The following is a 24,286-nucleotide window of genomic DNA, read 5'->3' as shown; positions in this document are numbered from 1 at the left end:
CTTTCGGGAGCATCGTTCTGGTGAGTTGAAGTGATGCAACGAAGTGCCTTGTTTTAAAGTAATTTCAATGTGTAATATAATTTCTAATGCATATTGCGGGTTAAAATGCCTGTAGATTAATTCAATCATTGGAAAGTTTGAATTAACAATTTCTATCTCACAGATAATTTCTTAGTCATAGTTACGTTATTACTAGTGACTTTAACTACATAAATACCGGTTTGTATGTTTAGTGTTTTAGTATAATGTGTAGAATCAAACTGTTCACTCAATATCAGCTCTCCTGTAATTGTATATAAAGACACTTCATTACCGTAAGCGAAATTCGACTCAACAAATAGTTGGTTGTTAGCAACATAAGCATTAATCTCTGAGCTTTTAGTTTTTGACACGGGGGTACTCTCATCAAAAATCAATACCAATTCATTTATACTCACCCAATTACTTGCGTAATTATGACACTCAGTAACAGTAAGTTTGACGTACCGTCCTTTTTGAGTTGAAAAATCATCTGAGATAGGCTGAGATGTATGTGTATTGCTGGTTCTGTCAACCACTTGTGTAAAATCGCCTGAAGATGAATTTGAAACTTCAATTTTAAACTGATAAGCTCTACTTTGATAAGTCCATAACCTTGATCCAATAATTTCTTTTTCAACACCCAAATCAATAACTACAGATTTAGGAAACTCCTGAGCACTCCAGCGAGCATCATCTGTTATATTTCCATCAAATAAGTTCACGGCCAAATTAGGGTCCTGTTCCCCATCCACTGAAGATATGGTATAATCCTTTTGCGAAACATAATCCGGAACATCATTTCCAGGATCGGTGGCATCCCCCGACTTTGCCTTAATTTGAATCCAATCCAAATTAAAACCTCCAACCACTCCAACAATACGTATTTTTTGAACTCCTGCCATTAGGCTTACATTTTCTGTTGTAGTTTTAAAATTAGTTAAGCTAGGAGTTGTGGTTAAATTGGTTGTTGCCAGGGTGGTACTTCCGGATGTTACTTTTACACTTTTAGTACCTCCCGGAGCTGCAGCGTGTATGTCTATTGGGTAAGTTCCATCCTCTGGCACGTCGATGGTAAACTCGGCATAATCGTTGACTCCCCATGCATTTAAATAGAATACTGTATTGCTCCATCGAGTCACATTAACGCCACTCTTTCTGGTATAATACTCAGCCTCAATTTTTGCAGGAACATTAAATGTTTTTGAATTGACTACTAAAGTTTTTTGTACAGTAGCTGAAGTAAAATAATCATCTCCGGTATCAGAAACGGTAATTGTTGCACTTCCTGTGCCTAGGACATGTCTTACTATATCATCCCAAACAATGGCCACCTGATTATTAGGGCAGACAAAACGTAAATTGGCGTTGGGATTATTACTGGTGGCCACAAGGTTAAATTCAGGATCTCCTGATGTTTTTGGCGAAATAGCCTCAAAAGTAATAACTTGTGTTTGCTTAGGGACCGTAAGCGTTTGGCTAATGATAGGAGCCGCATTATAGGTTACATCACCAGGCTGCCTAGCCTTAATGATTGTAATACCAGCTCTTTTAACTTGTAGCTTACCATCCACAATTACAGCTACATCTTCGTTAGAGCTTGAATATTCCACATCCAAACCAGAGGTAGCTGTTCCCGATAATACTTCACCCGCAGAACCCCATACGTGGGTACTATTAACTAAAGTAAAGCTAATTGTTTGATTGCTTTTACCGGTATTCGCATTTACCGTTAATGTTTGAGATACATCAGGTGCATTATCATATTCACCATTACCCATCTGGCTAGCAACGATATCACAGGAACCTACTCCCATTATTTTCACCTTATTTCCTTCAAGAATTTGTGCCACATCAGGATTTGATGAAGAATATGTTACTGTGAGTCCGGAACTGGCTGTAGCCGATAATGTAAAGTCGGCATCACTTTCACTTACTGCAGGTAGCGCATCAAAAGTAATAGTTTGAGCCGTATACTCAAGCTTTATTATATCGAAAACATAACAATGAATAGGTACTTTATCGCTTGCTTTTTTTTCGGCATAAACAGCTACGATTTTGCCATTTTCCATTTGGACCTGACTCTTTTGAACGTCGATTCCCGTGTTCAAGATATAATCTGTGCGCCACTCATAACTACCTGCCTGACAACTTTGCACTGTTAAAACACCATTGCTCGAAGTACATTTAAACATTCTGTTTCCATAAAACATACCAGGACTACCTTTACCTCTTTCTTCAGTAAATTCTGTTTCACCATCTTTCCTCAGATAATTATAATGAGTGGTATTCTTTGGACTTATTTTTAAATAGATGTCATTTTTAGGAGAAATAGCTGCATCCGGTCCACCTGCCCATCCTTCAGTAGTCGGAATACTACGAGGATCTGCTATTAAAAACGGGGCATGGTCAATAATGGGGAGGTTATACGTTTTGCCATCAACAGTAGTAGCGGTTTTATCCATTCTGGGTCCTAAATTTGCTATATACACACCTTCATTTAATCTGGTAGGTGATTCTGCCCATCTCACAGAGTACACATAGTAAAAGTTCCCATTAAAAAGATAAGGCTTACCATAACAATAATTTCTTTCTCCCTGCGTAACTTCAGCACCTTTCCCTTGCAGTACTTTTACTTCATTCGTCCAAGTATTACCATTGTAATAGCTAACCATCATATCTCCACCAACAGCAGAACCATTTCTTCTCTCAAAGAATAATTCCCCTTGATCGTTATTTATCATTTTGGGATAAGTTACACCAGTAACCTTTTTACCTGAAACTAAATAATCTCTCTGAGGCAGAAAATTATCAGCCATAAATTCTCCATCGGCAGCAAAAGCAATATTCTTTTTGGAAACAATATAATTCAGGTCTTCATTATGGTGGTCATACATAATATGAACGGTACCATCAATAGGACATATCCCTATGTTGGTGGTCAGGTGGGTATCTCCTTTTCCGCCTACCAGGCTTAATTTACCAGGTAACGCAACATTCACCCAACTTCCTGCTCCAATTTTCTTTCTAGAAACCATTAATGTTCTATCCAAAAAACCACCTCTGTACCATGTATAAAAAACATAACCGTTGGATACTTTTACACAATTACCATGCGGGTTTATTGCCGCACCATAATGGTATGGTTCCGGGTCGTCTGCCTTCCAAAAAAACAAAGCTTCATCGGTAACCTTGGTATTTTCAACAAACGTTACTTGCGCATTACTAATATTAATACAAAAAACAGGAAAGAGGTATATTAAGACATTGGACTTTATTAGCTGAAGTAATTTTTCTTTCATAGCATTTTAATTAATCATTGATTATTGAATTTGGATTATATGGTTTAGAATAAAGTATAAATCCTTGTAACTGGGATTATACCTGAATTCATTTTACTTTACCAAAGTAAGTATAGGTGTTTGACAATAAATTTTTTAATTGAATTGTATCAGGTTTTATCGAAAATGAACCATCTCCAAGTAGAATACCAATTTTCTTATTTATCCAGCAATCAAGCATATTTAGATGAAGTAAATTTCAGATTCAACAAATCCAGTACATTGTTAAATACCAAACAAAAAAGCATTTTACTTCTCAAACACAAAGTAATCCAGACGCATTAAATCATCGCCCTTTCCCACAAAATGAAAACAAATATCCTCTACCTCCTTCGCATCTACCAGATTACAAGAAACGTAAGTGTACTTATCATTTCCTCCTGTAGGTTTCACAATCGCTTTTCCCAACAATTTTCCATTTGCATGGCCAGATCTAACCTCAATAACCCCTCCTACAGATGAAGCGAGGTGAAATTTAACAGATTTTTGACTTTGTATATTTGCCATATTGGGATAAATAAGCGTTGCCCCATGCTGAATATTCTGCAATTCAAAACCACCCGTTAGGCACTCTCGCTTCGCTGCTCCATTTGCTTTCATATACCATTCGGCCTGAATACAGTCCCATGATGCATCATATTGACCAACTCCTGTTTCAAAATGAGCATCTAAATAGGCTACATCGCTTACCATTCTTCCATCATCGGTATAATGTAAATAGGTCATATACGACTCTCTGTATCGGGCTATATCTTTACCTAAATGAAAATGACACCAGGTATGAAACCATTGGTTATTCCAGGTAAAATAGTTGCCATGTGCTCTACTATGTAACCCATACTTCCCATTTCCGGAATTCCCGATTACTTTATATGGGCCATATACATTTTTTGAAGTGGCATAATGCGAACCAGCCGACAAATAATATATCCCATTTCGTTTATGCAGATTAGGTTTATCGTTGGCTGTCATTATATCAAAGGCATTCTCCACAACAATTTCTTTGGGTTGCTCAGCTAACGAAATCATATCTTCATTTAGTCGGGCGATATACCAGGCCAATGCTTGCGTATCTTTCCGGTAATGACCGAATACGATATATGCTTTATTATCTTCATCAACCAATACAGTAGGATCATACTCCTGAGTTGAAGTTAATTCAACATCGAGTAATGGTTTACCTAATGCATCTTTATATGGTCCTTCAGGTTTATCAGCTACCATAACACCGGTATTGGTATTTCCGTTGGAAAAATAGAAATAATACTTGCCATTCATGCTCGCTGTTTCTGTAGCCCAACATCTGTCAGACTCGCCCATATAAGTTTCTTTAGGATAGATGTAACGTTCCAATTTCCAGTCCGTCAAATCATCTGAAGACCATATTTGCCAATCGGGCATATTAAATTTATTGGATGTATTACTTGCATCACGTGTAGTGAATAAATAAGCCTTATTATTAAAAATATAACAATGCGGATCTGCCATTCCAAAATCCTTTTTGATTGGATTTTGCGCAAACAAGCCATGGGTTGAAAGAATGACTATTAGTAAAACAGATAGATTTAACGGTCTCATTTTTAAATGTTTTTCAAATATTAAAAAAGGGCTTTAACAGATTAATTAAAGCCCTTTTACTTGTTACGTTGAAATTAAAAAACACAATTTTATCAGATATGTGATGCAGTGTGAATTCTCAATCCATCTTTCATTAAAATGAATTCACTTTGATCTTAATTTTATTAACACCCGGGGTTAAACGCACTGAACCAAACAAAGTATTAACCGTTTTACCGTTCAGGCTAATTTCATCTTCCGGAGCCAGATCTATCACAAACTCACCAACCATATTAGCCGGTAATTCAATGGTATACTCTTTCATGCGTGCACCTATCTTTTTATAATCAGCTTTGATATTACCCTTAATAGTTGGCACTTCAATGGAACTCTTTTGTAAAGTAGACAATTGAGGCTTAAGGGTTACCACATCAAATCCGGGAGTTTTAGGCTGAATACCCCACATACCACGTGGAATGATATTAGCAGGTGCGGCACCCCAGGCATGGTTCCAATCTCCATTACTTTTATACTTCATATCCCAGGCTTCTAAAGCAACAGTAGAACCGATTTTAATCATGTTATACCAGCTTCGGTCGTGTGTAGCCGTCATTAATTCCAACGCATAATCGGCCTCGCCGGCTTTATATAATGCTTCCATTAAATACTGGGCTCCGTACACACTACATGCCATTCCTCTTGATTTTACATGCTCCACAACACCCGCCTTGCGAGATTCTGGCACGACATCAAAAGCTAATAATATCATATTGGCATGTAAAGAACCATGATCGGTACCTACTCCATCAACATAATACCCTTTATTCTTGTCGTACAATTGCTCATTAATCGATTTTTTAACTTTTGAAGCTCTATAAGCATAATCCGCAGCTTCCTCTGGTTTATTTAGTACCGTTGCAAACTGTTCCATGATTTTCATATTGTGGTAATAGAAACCATTTACAACCGTATTTATCGGTTTAAACACATATCCATCGCGCTCTCCGGGAATTGGGCCTTTGCCTCCAAAGTTTTTTGATTGAGGAGGCCAATCTACAATGTCTTTTAAAACCCTTGTGGTATCTCTAAAACCAAGCCTTTTAATTAAGTCAACATTGTGGTTAGGCGACGTGGTACTAATGAATCCATCTTCAACCTCCAGCTCCATTAAGGTTTTGACTTTTAAACGCTCGTAATACTTTTCAATCAATTCAGTGTTACCGGTATACATGTAATCCTGGTACATCATCATAGCTACATGTAATTGCCATTCGGTTGGCCAGGTCGGCTTACTCACAAAGAAGAACTCAATTGTTTTACGCGCAATCGAATACTCGCTATCAACACTATAATGACTTAATTGATTCAAATAAGCATCAGCTTCATATGGAATACGCTCACGGTCTCCATCTACATAGTATCCTGCAAAAGAAGTAGCCTTTTGCGTGTACTTACACATTTCCCAAACCTGGTTTAACACATCACTCGAACTTTTAAAAGAACTGTTATTGTCGTTGAAGTAATAAAAATACGCTTCTTGATTTACATCGTCCTCTTTTAAATCGTTTTCGCCTTCAATCTCGGCATAGCGGAATGGTAATAAAACAGGGAAAGAATCTGGCAAGGCTACTGCCAGGTGGTTGGTATTACGCTCATCCGCAACAAGCGGTAATTGGTAACTTCTTTTACCCGGTTTTACATCAATTTTAACTTCGGCATAACGGATTGTTCCACCCGGCTTTCTATCGATTTTACTATCTTTCAACTTTTCTCCTACGCGAACCGTCAATGTTTCTGCGTTTTTTGCTGAATAATTAATGTTCATATTAGCAAATGCATGCTTACCAAAGTCAATAAAGTACGATCCATCTTCTCTTTTTTCGAAAGAAGCTGGTTGAATGTGCTCTACCAAAAACGAGTTATGAGAAGTAAGCTTTTCTCCAAACTCACCTGTAGTGAATTGTTGAGCCTCAGAATACTCAGAAATACGATTGTAGGCATCAAAGTATCTTACCTTCCAAAAATAAGTTGAGTTTGCTTTTAACGGCTTGCTACCCAACTCCACGTTTGTTGATTTATTGCTACGCACATTTCCACTATTCCAAACATCACCATTGTTCTTGTCGATGGCTTCTTTAGATGAAGCAACAAGAATTTGGTAACCTTTTTGAATCTCAGCAGATACAGGTAACATCCAGCTAAATTCAGGCTTGTTATCAATAATTTTTAAGGCTGCCGGTTCCTTCAAATATTCAACTGTTAGCCCGGTAGGTTTCATCGCAAATGGGTCCGCATATCTTTCAGCTAATTCGTCATTCTTGGCTCTAAGTTCCTCTAATACTTTTTGGTATTTTGTTTTACCGGCAAGGTTTTTAATCTCTTTCGGGTCTTTAGTTAGATCATATAACTCTTCGTAGGTCTTGTCGTTTACATAACGTAAGTATTTCCATTTTGAGGTTCTTACCCCTTCGCTTGGCGGAATAGGATCAAACTCCCACAGGTGCTCAATCAATACGGTATCACGTTCTAAAGAAGATTTTAACCCTGAAACAACCGGTGCCAAACTTTTTCCCTGATATGTTTCCGGGATAATGACATCTGCTAAATCTAATATGGTTGCAGGAATATCAATGTTTAACGCCATATCATCAAGATCAAGATGCTTTCCGGCTCTGGGATCAAAAACGATGAGGGGCACCCGCACCGAATTATCGTACATCAGCCACTTACCTGCAATTTGACGCTCACCCAAAAACTGGCCATTATCGCCCATTAGTATAATAACAGTATTTTTATCCTGACCTGTTTCTTCAAGTTTCTTTCTGATTTTGGCTATCTCCAGGTCAACACCGTAAATCATTCGGTAATATCCTTTCACACTATGCTGATACTTTTCGGGAGTATCATATCTCCAGCCCCAGCGTAAACGGTTAAACCCATCTCTTACCATTTTTGGTAGTGCTTCAAAATACTTATCATCTGAGATGCTCGCTTGTGGCAAATCTCTATCATTATATAATTCACCTGGCTCTTCCTGCCAGAAATATTGCAAAGGAGCCCCATCGTGTGCATGTGGTGCGCTAAAACTTAATGACAAGCAAAACGGTTTGTCTTTAGGCGCTTCATCAATAAAATCCAAGGCTTTTTGTCCGGTATATCTTGTAAGGTGAACGGTATCTCCATCCAATGTTTTATAATAATAACCGCGATAATCTTTATAGCGATTCTCCCTGTCATAATCCTCAATCTTATCAAACATTTCATCTTTACCTGAAAACTTAACGCCAAATTTCCCATAAAAACCAGTGTAATACCCAGCTTCTTTCAGCAACTTTGGATAGGCCACTTCCATAAATTCTTCTCGAATTTCACCGGTTTGAAAAGTATACCTGTGCGTACGTTCGTGGATTCCTGTAAATAAACTGGCCCGGCTAGCAGAGCATATTGGAGTAGCAGCAATTGCTGTAGTAAAATATGTCCCTTGCTCAGCTAATTTATCCATCTCAGGGGTTTGAATTTCTTTGTTGCCGGCATACCCCAATGCATCCCAGCGTTGATCGTCGGTTAGGACAAAAATAATATTTGGTTTGTCATCTCTTTTATTTTCACTACCCTTTGTTACTCCATTTTTTGCGTACAGCTGAAAAGATACAGCTAACAGTATAGCTATAAATGAGATTTTAACACTTATTTTTTTCATTATTATGATCTTTATTGTTCCACTAGAAACTTATAACACTCGATTATTAATTGAAACTATAATCAGTTCTACTTCATCATATCAACTACTGATCTATCCAGTCCTTAAAAGGTTTCGCATTTTGTTTACTGACAATTATTTTAGTAGGAAACTCGGGAATAGTTTTAACCACTAATTTACCATTAAAATAAGGTTCTATTCGATAAATAGAATTGACATTTAAGATTACCTGTCTGTTAACACGCCTAAAAATATCCGGGTTTAAGTCCTCTTCTACATTTTTAATCTGCAAATCAATGCGAAACTCCTCTTTACTAAAATTCACAGCATATAAAATACCATTAGACATATAGAAAAATGCAACGTCCTCAACATTAATCTTTATCAGGAACGTTCCTTTATTGACAAGAAACCTAGACCTATATTGTTGGGGTTTTTGGATTAAAATAGGTTCTAATATAGGAAACTGGTCAGTTGTTTTACCCTCAGGATAAACTACTTTCATAAATCAATTTGTTATCGTTGCCTGGAGTTAAACTTACAGACCAAATTTAAACCCGCAATATGCATTAGAAATTCTATTACTCATTGAAATTACTTTAAAACAAGACACTTCGTTGCATCACTTCAATTCACCAGAACGATGCTCCCGAAAGTAATCGGGACAAGTTATGCCTCGTTTCAGTAATGCCTTGTTTTATTGTACTTGCAATGCTCATGACGAACCTCCAATACATAATCCGGGTTAAAGCTATTTATCCGTTATTACTCCATATAAAAAACCTCTTCCAACGCAACTGATACAGGTGAGTTATCCGGATTAGTTTTCATTACATCTGACATAAACTTCCACCATTTTTGTACAATCTCCGTTTTACCAAGATCCTGTGAGCCCCCTTCGCCACTAACCTTCTGAAAGGCAAATAGCGCATTTGTTTCTTCATCTAAAAATATTGAGTATTCGCTAACGCCTGCTCCTTTTAGTAGCTGTTTTAGCTCAGGCCAAATTTCATCGTGACGCTTAATGTACTCTTCTTTTTGGCCTTCATTCAGGTGCATTTTAAAAGCTAATCTTTTCATGCGCTGTTAATTTTCTTTATTTGTAAAATTAGTAACCAAAGACATACGGTCTCTGGCTACTATAAAAACTACTAAAAACTACTATTTCAAACTATATTATAAATTACTCAACCTTGAAGCCTTTGGTATCAAAAGATGCACAGTTGCTACCTATCCTAACTTCAAAGGATCCTGTCTCCACTTTTTTTGCCATGTCCAATCCTGTCATTGCTAACATATCTGGAGTTATTTCAAAAGTTATCGTTTTGCTTTCTCCTGGATTAAGTTCAATCTTTTGAAATCCTTTAAGCTCTTGCATGGGTCTAACAACCGAACCATACAAATCTTTAATATATAATTGAACAACTTCTTTACCTTTGATCTCACCAGTATTTTTCACAGAAATACTGGCTGTTATTTTCCCATTTACAGCCATAGTACTATCAGATATCTGCAAATCTGTATATTCAAAATTAGTATATGACAGCCCAAAACCGAATGGATATAATGGGGCATTTTTAGCAAATAGGTAACCTTTCTTATAATTGATTTCTTTTTGACTGTAATGAAATGGTAGCTGTCCGATAGAGGCTGGAACTGTTACTGGCAATTTACCAGATGGATTAACTTTTCCAAAAATCACTTCTGCAATCGCAATATTCCCTTGTTCACTTAGATCCCAACAATCTACAATAGCATCCGCCTCTTCGGCAAAGGTGTTGATAGACAATGTACGGCGGTGTTTTAATACTACGATTACCGGTTTCCCTACTTTTTTAAGCTTTAACAATAACTCGTCTTGTAATCCAACAGGGTCAATATTGTCGCGATCGCCTAAGGCATCATTAAAAAATCCTTCTTTTGAGGTAAACCCATCACCTCCTGCAAATAAAACAATAACATCGGCAGCTTTTGCGGTTTTAACTATTTTATCGATTCCTTTTAATTGCTTTTCTTCCGTGGTAAGTTGCGGAACTCCTTTAACACCATTGGTTAAATCATAGCCTTTTTCTCCCACAAATTTCACCCTATTGCCCGCAATGGTTTCAAAATCAGTTTTTATATGCTCGTTGTACAATGGACCCACTAAAGCAACTTTCATTTTTTTGTCGGCACCAACCGGAAGCACATCCTCATTCTTAAGTAAGATGATCGATTCTCTATCCGCTTCAAGGGCAATTTGCAGGTTTTCTTCTGAACGTACTTTTTTGCTTACCTCTTCTACATTAACAAAAGGGTTATCGAACAACCCAAGGATAAACTTGGTTCTTAACACCCTTCGTGTAGACCTGTCGATATATTTCATTAGAGTTGGATCCTTTTCTGCCATTTCAGGCAACAGCGCATAGGCTTTCTCTCCGTATAAATCCACATCGATTCCTGCCTTTAATCCTAATAGCGCAGCTTCTTCAAGGGTCTCTGCGACCTTCATAAAATAATTTAATCTCTCCACATCATGGGAATCAGAAACCACATATCCTTTAAATCCCCATTCTTTGCGCAATACATCGGTAAGCAACCAAGGGTTAGCATGACTGGCCACACCATTTATATCGCCATGAGAAGCCATAATTCCTAAAGAATTGGCTTGTTTAACGGCGGCTTCGAACGGAGGAAATATCTCATCAATTAAGGTACGCGGAGAAATTTCGATGGAAGCAAAATTGGTTCCGCCGGAAACCTGTGCATAACCCGCAAAATGCTTTGTGACAGCTCCAATATGCGTACGCTTCAAACCTTCATAATCTCCCTGCATTCCTGTAACAGCACTCAATACCATTTGTGTTGTCAGGTAAGTATCTTCACTAAACGCTTCGCTCATTCTTCCAAAACGAGGGTCTCTAACAATATCAGCCTCTGGCGAATGCGTTAAGTGTAAACCTCTTAAACGAGCTTCTCTTCCTACTGCATCATAAACTTTTTTCACCAATTCAGGGTTAAAAGTAGATGCCATATTGATTGGGCGGCCATAACTGGTACACCCTTCAGCATCCACACCATTATATGATTCTGTCACGAAAAAGGCTGGTATTCCCAATCTGTTATTTTCTATGATATGTTTTTGCAGCTGATTGTTTAATATGGCTGCTTTTTCGGGTGAATCGTACTCTCCCGGGTTTTTTATACCTCCAATACCAATTTTTAGTTTTTTAAGTACCCTATCCGAAAGCACCATTTTATCATTCCCATCAAGTTCTACCCCAATATTGGCATGAAACATGCGCATTTGAGCCACTTTCTCTTCCAATGTCATACGAGAAAGCAAATCCTCTACCCGCTCATCGATTCCAGCATCCTGTTGCTTGTATATTGTAACATCTGACTGACTGCACGAACTAGCCATCAGCACCAACACAAATAATATTATGGCATTTTTAATTATCATAACTTAACATTTCGTATTTACTTAAATTTTACGCCTTTTGAAAAACATCAACACGTCATTCAAAAAAATTCATAATCCAAATAAAATTAAAATCTCCCATTGCAAATTTCAATTAACGACCACTTTTATGAACAATTGCTTCATCTATGAACGAATAATTCAGGTTGAAACATATGTTCATTTATCAATTTTCGATGTAAACGAATAAACAATATTTAAAGTCACAGGTACCCCTCAAAACAGAACCAATAGTCACCATCGAAAGCGATTTGATTTTATGCTCAATTTTCAAGACATGACCTATTGTTCCATTTCTATACGTTTTCTACCCAAATATTGACTTTCAGTTCGTTCATACCTTTTTGAAACCTGGCATAAACCGGAACTGCCTCAACCCCTGGGACCAAATTAAAAACCCTTCCTTTATCTGTTGGTTTTATCCATATTGGTACAGTAGCTTCCAGTACAACTTTACCTTGAGGTTTCAATATTTCAATCTTATGGGGAGCTACCTGCATTACCTTTTCTTTATTGACAGATGCTAGTGGCAAAACCAAAGAAGCGCCTTTGCTTAAATAAGTATTTCCTTTTGATGCTTTTGCGACAATTTCCAGCTTGTCGGCAATAAAATTATAGTTCAAACTAAAAGTAGAATTGTTTCCAGGCAATTTGTGTCTGGCTTCATTTTGAATTTCAGTATTAACATTAAAAGAAATCATATCTCCAGCATTAGTGCAACCCACCTTTGCTTCCAGGTCATACAAATTTGTGTACCACTCGCCTTCGTCCCTTACTTCAACACGAGGTGTCAAAGCAAACTCCTCACCATCGTACAGTTGTTGGTTATTTTTTTCAACTATGATATAACGAGCCATACTGGCTGCAAACAACAATCCTACTTTATGGTGATACAACATCGAAAGTGCTCCGCCTGTAGCCTGCTGCACAGGCAAGGTTTTATGATATAATGCATCGTAACTGGTTACCGTGGCCCGCCATACGTTATTTGAAACTAACCAGGTAGAAATTTCAGGAAACTCTTTTACTCCATAGTTATTTTCACAAGGCAATGGTGTATCCGGGGATATCTTTGGAAGTTTTTTTCCGGCATCTAATAGGGTAGCCAAGGGTTTAGCATGAGCAAAAGTATGATGTATACAAGGTTTAACTCCATGCGAAATATAATGCGGTCCGCCATGTAACAAACCACCGGCGGTACATTCTTTTAATAGCTTTGTATTTTGGTAAGCCACCCTACCAAAAGCCTGGTTTCTAGAAGCCATCATACCATACCCTACCTGACAACCATCCGTTGTTCTACTGCCCCAATAGCTCCATTTGTTATGACGAGTACCCCAGGTGTTATCCCAGCCTCCATCCGGCAACATAAACTCCATATGGCTGGCAAGAGACTTGTCCAGCAGGGCTAGTAACTCTTCGTCCTTTTCATCGAGTGCATACAACACGATACTGTTTAAAGATTCTTCGACATTGTAGCCCAGATCAACGCCTAAAAGGTTTTTTTGACTTCGTTTATCTATGGGTTTAGCTTCGCCCCATAACAACTTATTTGGCTCCGTAAAGTAGTTTTTCACCTCCTTGGCCAATTGTTTACTCCGTGCTGAATATCTGGGCTCGTTCAGCTCCTTGCCTATTAAGTGTAAAGCATAAATAGCTGTAAAACCATAATTTACATTGGTGAAGTCAATCGAGAATGTGTTATAAATATATTCAGCGACCCTACCTAAGCGGATCTTCCAGCTATTATAGGTTGCTTTATCCAAAACATGACCATGGTAGTGCAAAGCTTCACCCAATGCTATTGCACCAAAAACGCTAATTCCTTTCCACGATTTCGGATTGGGAATTACGGTCCAGCTCCCATCAGCCTGCGAAACATTGTTCTCGGCCCATTCCATCGCCAGCATAGCCGCATCCAGATATTTTTTATCTCCTGTTTCATCCGCCATATACAGAAATGGATAAACGGCATCCATACATCGCCCATGGATATGTTGGCACGATGGACAACTGAGCGCCCCATGTGCTCCCAGACTATCAGGTTTTATAATCTGATGTTTGATCATCCCATCACACCAGTCGCGTAATAAATCCCGGACCATGCTCCTAAATTCGTCCTGCTTTTCAATATGTTCGCTGCAACCTGATGTTAGAAGTCCTCCCAATGGCATGCCTGCCAAAACGCTTCCCAGCGTAATGTTTTTTATAAATGTTCTTCTTTGCATTCTGTTATTTTATAAATATTAGCTTCTTGAATTAAAAAGTCCCAACAATAGTATTTAACGAGTCCACCAATAAATTCCTATTCTATGCAAAATGAGAAATCTATAACTTTTAATGGGCTGGGTTTCCCACTGGCCTTTGGCTTATCTTGTACAATAACCGACAATATTCCCTCACTTTTCCAACGATAAAAGTCGCCTAACATATCATTTAAAAAAGGCCCCTCAACAGCGTGTGCAACATGCCAATCTTTCCAATTATTTTTTGCCGTCGCAATGGCTACAACCAAGTCCTTATCCCTTTCTGTTACTCGTTTTATATTCTTTTCATCAATCCCACTAAATATCATTATCAGGTTGTCCATTTTATCGATGAATATCTTGGGACGATTCCCTACTTTAAGGTCCATTTCAAAGTGATGCCATTCTCCCATTAAATCGCGCCAATAATGATGATACCTTTGCGCCCCTGGAGGTCCCCAGCGAGTTGCGCCAGGCACACTCCCTGCTTCATTAATGCTTTGCTCGGTACAATGGTACATCACTACATGCATTCGCCCTTCCGAGTCGATAGCTTGACCATGATCGTTCATTAGACCCAATACTCGGGGAATGGATTGCACAACAATTCCAGGTGAGTTTACATTTGGTATATCATTCAATAATTCCCCTGCATTATTTCTCCATGTAAAACCTTTATCCTCGCTATAAACATAAATCAAATCATGATTTGCCCCCTTGCTGTCTTCCCGCCAAACCCATGTTACATGCAAGTTTCCTTCCGCATCGTAATCATAGCCATTGGGGTAGGAACAACGCGTTTCACTTTCTCCTAATTGGTCTTTAAAATAGCCTTGTGCGGCATCTATCTGCCGGGTATTTTCCCATTTCCCGTTTTTGGCATCATAATCTACCAGCATACGGTCACCATTGCCCGAACCTCGCACTCGATAGTTAAACTGCAGGTTTCCATCCGGAGTCTGCCAAAACTTGGGATAAGTAATTTTAATAGGTTTATTCTCTTCAAGTTCAGAAAGCACTGGAGTAAACATAGATGTATTCCATTCCATAGATTCCGGTTTGTTGGTCAGTCCCTTTTTTGAAACCCTGTAATGTAAAGGATGTACATGATGGTCGAACGCCAAATGAATGGTCCCATCATTAGGACAGATTCCCATAGATACCACATTGTGCGCATCGTTACTCTCGAAAAAATAATCTGTGAATCGAATCGTCTCCCAATTGCCATTATCAAGTTTTCTTCTCGACAAGCAAACATGCCGTTCTTTGTCGTAATAGGCAAAGTATTGATAATTGTTATACGAAACTATTGCATCCTTCTGAAAGGTTCTTCCGTTAATTGCTGATGCAAATCTTCCGTCAACAGTTAATGCAGCACTATCTACTAAAGAAGTGTTATGCTGAACCACTTTTACTTGTGCAAGAATAGTTACAGACATGATAAATTGTAAGCACAGGGTAATAAATGCAAACTTCATAAAATTCTAATATTTATTGTAATTTATTCCAGTGTATCGTCTACTCACACGAAATGTAAAAAACAGAACTTACCGGCTTTATTTTCAGATTACACTGCGTAAAATATTGTTCGCCTTCCAATTGGTAACCTACATTTTCAATTTTAGAAAATACACAACTATGAGGATTCCAAGATTCAAGGGATAACTTACCTTTTATCGTTACTTCCACATCAATTACATCATCGCTTGAATTGGTAAAGTAGTATATATCAAGCCCGTCCTTTACTTTGTGTATATAGTTTAGCTTGCCCAATTCCGATTCTATTTTGGGGCTACCCACAAAACGAACATCAGGAGCATCTTCATTTTTCTCCAATACGTTGGCCAGTATTTCAGCATCGGGATTTGGGATAAACAAGGCTTTACCTTTAGCAAAATTTGACGATTGAACAAGCTCAGTATAACCGTCCTGCTTTAAAGGGTTAATCCCAAATATTTCTTTTACCATATCAACCACCATCTGGTCCTTGCCCATTTCGGAGGACTTATATGGTAAATGGGTGGTCGCGATAATGGTACCTCCATTATCGTAAAACTTCCGCAGCTTTTGAAGCGTTTTATACGAAATCACTTTACATCCCGTAAGAATCATCGTACGGTAACTTTGGGTGCTTTCTTTGTTGTTTAAAAAGACACGGCCTTTTTTAATAATGTATTTATCATCTAAAAACAACTCCGGATGTATAAATGTAAAATCTCTGCGAATATCGTTGGTAAGCCAACAACCAACGTCTTGATAATCCGTCTCCGGAGAGATGTAAAATCCTTGACGGATATTTTCAGGGTTATCAAAACAAAACCACCCTGCCAGTTCCTCGAAAGGATATAAAACACCTATCTCACTGACCCTACGCCCACCTCTGAGCAATATACTCGCTCTTCCAACATAATCAGAATATGCAGGTAAGGCTGCTGCGATTTTCTTACTATAAGGCGATACGAGCGGCTGTATATACACCTTGTTAGGGTCGTACCACATACCATGCGGAACCACTAAATTAACACCCCGTGCAAACAGATCCATTGTGGAACGGTACAACATCAAAGAGTCGAAATCAGCTTCTCTATAGGCTCCAAAAACTTCTGTTGACACAATAGGTTTATCGTAATAATCTGCCGCAGAGCTCACCAACTTATGCCCATCTTTTCCAAAACCATAGTCTATAATATCATCGGTTAACGGGATCGCTGTATGTCGGTAGAACTTGAATATATCACCATTCATATCTATGGGCGTTGGATCGTAATTACCGGGAGGATGACCTGTATCTTTTACACCATGCTTTTTAGCCCATTCTCCTACTAACTTTGGAAAACCTTCGGCCAACAATTCGGCACGGGTTTTAAAAAAAGCATTGCGCACAGCTTCTGTTTCTGCTCCTATATCATACCATAATGCAGGATAATAAGGACGAGGGTCAAATCCATTTATTTCTATGAATTTTTCATTGAAGCGACCTGTCCAGCTGCGGGGATGACGCCAGAAACCCACATCATCGAAAAAAGTCATTTTAATGGTGTTCCCAAAATACTTACCGAAACGTTCATAATATTTGTTGTAGGTTTGATTAATCATATGACGAACGGCTGTCGTATCCATAAAATCAACACAGAGGTACTTTTTGTGAAAACTGTCTTTCACCAAAGGAAACAGCATAACATTCCATTCTCCTTTAGGTGCTCGCCATTTTATTACACCATCTACCGCGCAATCACTAATTTCAACACGCTCGTTTGTATGAATATGAGTAGCAACCGCAGACATCAATTTGATACCGGGAATACTATCTGTAAATAGTCTAGGCCCTATAACCCTATGCTCAATTTTGTCCAAACGTTTCATGGTATGGTCAGGATATAGTTCTTCCATTTTTCCTCCTGCCATACCACTGGGAAAGTCGTTATCGTCATACAATATAATTTGCATCTCCAGCTCTTGTGCCACATCAATCATATCCTGATAACGTTGAAAATATTCTTCCGATAAAAACCTGGGACTTGTTCCTATCTTTTTTCCATCTGAAGCTAATGGCAAAAGGCTAACACCTGAAAAACCTGCTAATTCTTTGGCATCTTTCATTTGCTGACGAATACCTACTCGGGTCAATTCACCGTTAATGTGCCAAAAAGGCATGGGTTTATACTGTTTGGGAGGATTGACAAACTGCTTTTTAAGTTTATTGGAATGTGTACATGAAGTTGCAACTCCAATAACAATAATTAACATATAAAATAAAAACCTGTTTTTGCGCGGAAAACTCATATATACAAGACCTTAATAACTATTCCAATAAAATCTAATTAATCAAATTCAATATTAATATCTTTTATTTTAGGACATTGAAAATTCCAGCGCATAATCATGAACATATATCCATATTATGCACGAATGTGCCATTTCGGAACAATTGTTTATACTGATAAATACACGTCATATAACCGGTATCATTTATAATTCTAGCACTTACGAGTTAAACCATGATTTGCTATATAATTAATATAATATATTATTTGCTTTACTTTCTGTCAGATAAGAGATTCAATCAGTTCAACCATTTAGCACAAACATGAACTAATTCATCAACATGCCACATTATTTACATTATCAAATAATTACAAAGGCATAAAACTTTTCATTTTATCGTATTTTGGGATATCAATAAGTTCTCTATGCGACAGACATTAATCGTTATATTCATTCTCATTTCTCAGTTACTATTTGGGAATAACTCCAAATATTTTTTTGAGAAAATTTCTCCCGGATCAGGTTTTGCTTATGATGCGATAACTACCATTGCCGAAGACAGTAATGGAATGGTTTGGTTTGGTTGCAGCAATGGGCTTTATTATTATAATACTTCTACAATAGAAAAAATTGAGCTTTACAATGACACCTCCACTATAGCATATAATATAGAATACATTTATAAGGACAATGACAGTAATATTTGGGTGTGCACACAAAAGGGGCTGTTTAAAAAAAACAAATACGACAACACTTTTACCAAAATAATACCCAAAGGTGGAAAAACCTATGGAATACAAAGTATTGTTCAATTTAACAATGATAACTTCCTTATAATTATAGAAGGAGAATTATATTATTTTACACCGGAAGATAAAACACTCACCAAAATAAAGTATAACTCTGGCTTAAAAACGGATATCACGTTTTTGAATGTTGATAATACTGGCCATATTATATTTGGAACAAAAGATGGATGTATCTTTAAAGGAAAGCATCCAACCTCCAACTTTAATTTGGTTTACAAATCAATTTCTGCGCCCATTAAAAGTATCTGCCAGGACAACAATAATACATATATAGGGTATGACAAAGAGGGTGTTGTTGTAATTGACCATAACGGAAAGAAGTTATATGAAATTAATAAAAGTGTTTCGTCGAAATATCATCTACCCGATAACCGTGTTAGGGATATTATTAAAACCAATAATGGAGAAATATGGATTGGTACGTATAAGGGAATTATGGTTATTGACGATGATGAAAACGAAATAATTACCAGTAACAAAAATACAGGACTACCCTTTAACAGTATCTATGACTTTCAATTAGGGATAAACGGCGGTGTGTGGGTTGGCACATGGGCTGGAGGATTAGCATATTACAAAGATGTCAATTATCGATTCCGTCACATACGTAAAGTTCCTAACGAAAAAACCGAATCACAAAGTATTATATCATCATTTACAGAAGACACAGATGGTAATATTTTAATTGGGAGCGAACAATCAGGAATAAATCTTTTTTCGAACCACCACAGCGAATTTAACTCTAACTCCCCTCTTTTTGAAAACGAAAAACTCTCTGCTATAAAATCATTTGCTAAAGGCGATGGCAAAGATATCTTTATTGGAACAATATTTCAGGGGATATGGCACTACAACAGCAAACTCAAAAAAATTAAAAAGTTAAATCGGAACATTTCGCTTGATTCTTCTGTAATATCTTCAATTGCTTATAACAAAAATGGAGAGCTATGGATTGCTTCCCGAAGTTCATATATTGGATTAAGTAAGTATGACTTTCAGCAAAAACAGTTTATTCATCACGTCAAACACACAAACCCAGCGAACTCAGAGGGGCAACTGCTTATTAATAAGTTATTATTCGACTCTAAGAACAGGCTCTGGTTATGTACTGAGAATGGGTTGCTTTACAAAAATGAAAATGAAGATTCTTTGAAACGTTATTTTAGCAAAGATTCCATCGATTTTTTCAATAACATGTGGTTATATACCATATTGCAAGATCGCAAAGGAGATTTTTGGGTGGGTACGAGAGGAAATGGTGTTTATAAATTATCGCTTACTTCTGGTGAATTAATTCCTATCGGTAAGGATAACACCCTAAGTCAATCAGACGTATATGGAATAGTTCAGGATAACCGGAAGAATATCTGGCTTAGCACAAATCACGGAATTTTCTCATGTGATTACAATACAAATAAACTAAAGCAATTTAATTTAAGAGATGGTATTTCCGGCAACCTTTTTAACCCCAACGCCATTTATTCATCGCAAAACGGGACGGTGTTTTTTGGTTCCTCCAACGGTTTTTGTTTTATAGACCCAAATCATATCAAAACAAATTCAATTGCGCCTGATGTATTTTTATCCAAATTATTGATCAATAACAAACCTATTAACGAAAAAAGCAAGATCGAAACTAACTCAATGCCTATTGGGCAGGTTAAAAATATAACACTAAACTATAATCAAAACTCATTAACCTTGGGTGTGGTGGCCAATAACTTTATCAAACCTCAGAAAAACAAGTTTCGTTACCGCCTAATCAACTATCAAAATGAGTGGGTTGAAATTAAACACAATAAAGACATTACATTTACAAAGATACCTTCGGGCGAATATACCTTAGAGATTTTAGGCTCTAACAATGATAATTTGTGGAGCCACACTCCATTAACAATTCAAATAAAAATTCTTGCTCCAATCTGGAGAAGATGGTACGCTGTATTACTTTATTTAATAGTTACTCTATTTTTAAGCATTATTGTATGGAGGGAGTTAAACCTGAAAATAAAACTAAGAAAAGAAATACTTACCGAAAAATATAAAAGCGAAGCTAATAAAGTGGTATTTGATGAAAAACTTAGGTTCTTTACCAATATTTCGCATGAAATAAGGACTCCGCTGACACTGGTTATTTCACCTTTAAACAGCTTATTGAATATATTCCAATATGACGAAAAAACTACCAAACACTTGTTAATCATTAAAAGAAACTCATCGCGTTTACTGAGACTTACAAACCAAATACTTGATTTTAGATTGTTAGAAGTAGGGAAACTGAAAGCAAACTTTAAAAAGACTGATATTGTGTCTGTTTGCAACGATGTTCTCATGTGTTTTGAGCATCAGGCCACTGAAAAACAAATCGAACTAATATTTAATTCTGCCTACAAATCAATGTGGGTAACGGTGGATATGGACATGATCGAGAAAATAATTTACAATTTGGTTGCCAACGCACTGAAATTCTCGAATGAAAAAAGTCAAATATTTCTTTCACTTGAGAATAAAGACCTTACCGAAGAAAGCTACAACAACTATATTTTCACCGGCAAACGAATAATTGGCAAATCAATTGAAATTAAAGTACGCGATTTTGGCAAAGGCATTAAAAAGGAAATTCTTCCAACCATTATGGACCGTTTTTTTGTTGACCCCAACGAAAAGGGAAGCGGAACGGGTATAGGCTTACACTTATGTCAGGAGTATGCCAAATTAAACAATGGCAACCTGTTAATTTCATCAGAAGAAGACAAAGGTTCTACATTTATATTGAACATGCCTTATCAAAAGAATAGTGAATTCATAAGAGAAAGCATTGTCTCCCAGTTTTCAAATTTTAATAACACCAATGACCATGCCATTACTGAAGATATAAGCAGTAATAAAAGCAGTAGAAAATCAGTTATTTTATTGGCAGAAGATAATGACGAACTAAGATCCTATTTAAAAGATTTTCTGGCAGAATATTATAAAGTATTAACGGCAAAAAACGGACAGCAGGCTTTTGAAATTGCCAATGAGATAGTCCCTGACTTATTGATATCTGATATCTTAATGCCAGTTTTAAGTGGTAATGAGTTGGTTCAAAAAATAAAAGACAACAAGAAGACCTCAGCTATCCCTATCGTTATTTTAACTGCACTCTCCGAAAGCAAATATCAAAAAGAAAGTTTAATGAAAGGCGTTGACTCTTATCTTACCAAACCGGTTGACGAGACTTTATTGCTGGCACAAATAGAAAACATTCTTACCAAGGTGGATAAGGTATCTCGTGAAAATGAATTAATGAAACAGCAACACAATTATTCTTCAACAGCAGAAACTTCACTAATTAAAAAACTGGAAACCATAGTAGAGACTAATTTAAGAAATTCAAACTTTAAATTTGAAAATGTATTGAAAGAACTACATATTAGTAAAAGCACATTACATCGAAAAATCAAAGCCTATTCAAACCAAAGTCCTACCGAATTTGTTCGTGATATCCGGCTAACGCACGCTGTTAAATTAATGAAGTCTCAAAAATACAATATTGATGAAATTGGCACACTGGTTGGCTTTAATTCGACTTCTTATTTTATCAGATCGTTCAAAAAGAAGTATGGAACAACCCCTAAAGAATATCGTTTTAAAATTAAAGAGGCAAAAAATATTAATCTTACAAGATGATGACACTTGATGAGAAATTTAAAATCCTAGAAGCTGACAATGCTCCTGGTCAAGAGATTCGGCAAGTTATGACGGATCTTAGTACAATAATGCGCGGTGGTAAAATGAATGGTATACCCGTTGATTTCTCCCATGGAGATGTAGATGCCTTTCCTCCACCTCCAGGTTCTGATAAAATTTGGAACGATGGATTTAGGAAAGGAGCCCAACAGGCCTATACAGAGTATCGCGGTGCTTTTGAAATTAGAGAAAGATTAGCTGAGCGTATAGGTAAGTTTACCGGCCGAGCAATTTCGGCAGATAATGAATTGATTATAACACCCGGAACACAAGGTGCTTTATTTATGGCATTAGCTACTTCCGTTACAGAAGGCACTAAAGTTGCTGTTATAGAGCCCGACTATTTTGCCAATCGTAAACTTGTTAGATTCTTCGGTGGTGAAGTCGTGCCGATTCCATTAAATTATCAAAAACCATCCCTTACAAATAGCATAGATCTTGACCGGTTGGAAGATGCGCTAAAAAAAGGAACTAAGGTGTTGATTTTTTCAACACCTAACAATCCAACAGGTCTGGTATATTCCCATACTACAATACATCATATTGGGACGTTGACAGCAAAGTATGGCGTTACGGTAATTGTGGATCAACTTTATTCAAGAATGTTATATAGTGGGGAAAATTACACTCATTTTTGTTCCTGTAAAGTGCAACCGGAAAATACTATCACCATAATGGGTCCCTCCAAGACAGAATCACTTAGTGGATTTCGTTTGGGAGTTGCATTTGGCACACCTAAATTAATTGATAGGATGGAACGTCTTCAAGCCATCGTATCATTGCGTGCTTCAGGGTATAATCAGGCAGTTCTGGAAACTTGGTTTCAAGAACCTAAGGGCTGGTTAGAAAAGCGAATTAGTGAACATGAGGCTATTCGGGATAGATTATTGAAAATTTTCAATGAAGCTCACCTAAAAACATCGATTCCTCAGGCTGGTAGTTACCTTTTTCCTACACTTCCACCATTAGGTATCGATTTAAATACTTTTGTACGCCTGCTTCGCTACCAAGCCAAGGTCACTGTTACTCCGGGTACCGAATTTGCCCCTTCCTTCAGCAATCATATCCGACTAAACTTTTCGCAGGATCACAAAGCCGCAATTGATGCAGCAAAACGCATTGTAAAAATAGCAGAAATTTATAGCGTATGACAGAAAAGGCAAAGGAACAGCCCATCCCACAAGGTAAGTATCTACCTGCTGTGCGAACCAATAATCTGATTTATACTTCTGGTATGACACCTCGGCAAGCAGGGAAACTTATTTATTCTGGACAGATTAGAGCTAGTGACCTAGCAGATCGTCATAAAAATGCGATACAACTGGCCACCTTAAATGCCTTGGCTGCTGCACAATCATGTCTGCAAAAAAATGAAAAAATAGCTAAGGTCATTCAGCTAAACGTATATCTGAATACTGAAAATCAATTTTCAGCGCATACAAAGATGGCTGATTTTGCTACTGATATACTGATAGAAGAACTTGGTTCCAATGGTATTGGAAGTCGTGTAGTGATAGGTGTTGCTTCTTTACCTTCTAATGCTCCGGTTGAAATAGCATTGATTGCTAAAATCTAATCATTTAACCCGGATTATGTATTGGAGGTTCGTCATGAGCATTGCAAGTACAATAAAACAAGGCATTACTGAAACGAGG

Annotated in this window: 12 protein-coding genes; 3 read left to right on the top strand and 9 right to left on the bottom strand. The window is 37.3% G+C overall.

The annotated features are described in order from the left end of the window. Positions 1-152: 152 nt before the first annotated feature. From ACRD64_RS23990 to ACRD64_RS23950, 9 genes are all read right to left on the bottom strand, one after another. Complete coding sequence (locus ACRD64_RS23990) at positions 153-3,320, bottom strand: BNR-4 repeat-containing protein (protein WP_430936937.1); 3,168 nt, start codon at positions 3,318-3,320, stop codon at positions 153-155. A gap of 288 nt (positions 3,321-3,608) precedes the next feature. Continuing rightward, positions 3,609-4,937 (bottom strand): family 43 glycosylhydrolase, encoded by a 1,329-nt coding sequence (locus ACRD64_RS23985; RefSeq protein WP_430936935.1) that lies wholly within the window; start codon positions 4,935-4,937, stop codon positions 3,609-3,611. Between the two features lie 133 nt (positions 4,938-5,070). Beyond that, a complete protein-coding gene (locus tag ACRD64_RS23980; protein WP_430936933.1) occupies positions 5,071-8,616 on the bottom strand; it encodes a sulfatase-like hydrolase/transferase in 3,546 nt (1,181 codons plus the stop codon). 85 nt (positions 8,617-8,701) lie between these two features. Beyond that, a complete protein-coding gene (locus ACRD64_RS23975; protein ID WP_430936931.1) occupies positions 8,702-9,121 on the bottom strand; it encodes a LytR/AlgR family response regulator transcription factor in 420 nt (139 codons plus the stop codon). Positions 9,122-9,381: 260 nt separating this feature from the next. Next, on the bottom strand, positions 9,382-9,696 hold the full coding sequence (gene rhaM / locus ACRD64_RS23970) for an L-rhamnose mutarotase (RefSeq protein ID WP_430936929.1): 315 nt from the start codon (positions 9,694-9,696) through the stop codon (positions 9,382-9,384). A 103-nt stretch (positions 9,697-9,799) separates the two neighbouring features. Next, entirely contained in the window at positions 9,800-12,061 is a 2,262-nt protein-coding gene (locus tag ACRD64_RS23965) for a glycoside hydrolase family 3 N-terminal domain-containing protein (protein ID WP_430936927.1), read from the bottom strand. A 314-nt stretch (positions 12,062-12,375) separates the two neighbouring features. Further along, positions 12,376-14,307: a hypothetical protein gene (locus ACRD64_RS23960; protein ID WP_430936925.1), complete on the bottom strand. Its 1,932-nt coding sequence runs from the start codon at positions 14,305-14,307 to the stop codon at positions 12,376-12,378. A gap of 77 nt (positions 14,308-14,384) precedes the next feature. Continuing rightward, complete coding sequence (locus tag ACRD64_RS23955) at positions 14,385-15,803, bottom strand: BNR repeat-containing protein (protein WP_430936923.1); 1,419 nt, start codon at positions 15,801-15,803, stop codon at positions 14,385-14,387. A 40-nt stretch (positions 15,804-15,843) separates the two neighbouring features. Further along, a complete protein-coding gene (locus ACRD64_RS23950) occupies positions 15,844-18,108 on the bottom strand; it encodes a glycosyl hydrolase (RefSeq protein ID WP_430936921.1) in 2,265 nt (754 codons plus the stop codon). A gap of 407 nt (positions 18,109-18,515) precedes the next feature. Between ACRD64_RS23950 and ACRD64_RS23945 the strand changes: the two genes are divergently transcribed. Genes ACRD64_RS23945 through ACRD64_RS23935 form a run of 3 tightly spaced genes read left to right on the top strand, consistent with a single transcriptional unit; the run spans position 18,516 to position 24,207 of the window. Next, entirely contained in the window at positions 18,516-22,571 is a 4,056-nt protein-coding gene (locus tag ACRD64_RS23945) for a hybrid sensor histidine kinase/response regulator transcription factor (RefSeq protein WP_430936919.1), read from the top strand. Continuing rightward, positions 22,568-23,782, top strand: coding sequence for a pyridoxal phosphate-dependent aminotransferase (locus ACRD64_RS23940; protein WP_430936917.1), 1,215 nt, complete (start codon positions 22,568-22,570; stop codon positions 23,780-23,782). The genes ACRD64_RS23945 and ACRD64_RS23940 overlap by 4 nt, the downstream gene beginning before the upstream one ends. After that, the gene (locus ACRD64_RS23935; protein WP_430936915.1) at positions 23,779-24,207 is read left to right on the top strand and encodes a RidA family protein; all 429 of its coding nucleotides are present in this window, start codon (positions 23,779-23,781) and stop codon (positions 24,205-24,207) included. Before ACRD64_RS23940 ends, ACRD64_RS23935 begins: the two co-directional genes overlap by 4 nt. The last annotated feature ends 79 nt before the right edge of the window (positions 24,208-24,286 follow it).

It is taken from the genome of Saccharicrinis sp. 156 (genome assembly GCF_050589685.1).
GTDB lineage: Bacteria > Bacteroidota > Bacteroidia > Bacteroidales > Marinilabiliaceae > Saccharicrinis.
The sequence above is the reverse complement of the archived record's forward strand: the minus strand, read 5'-3'. Positions and strand labels throughout refer to the sequence as shown.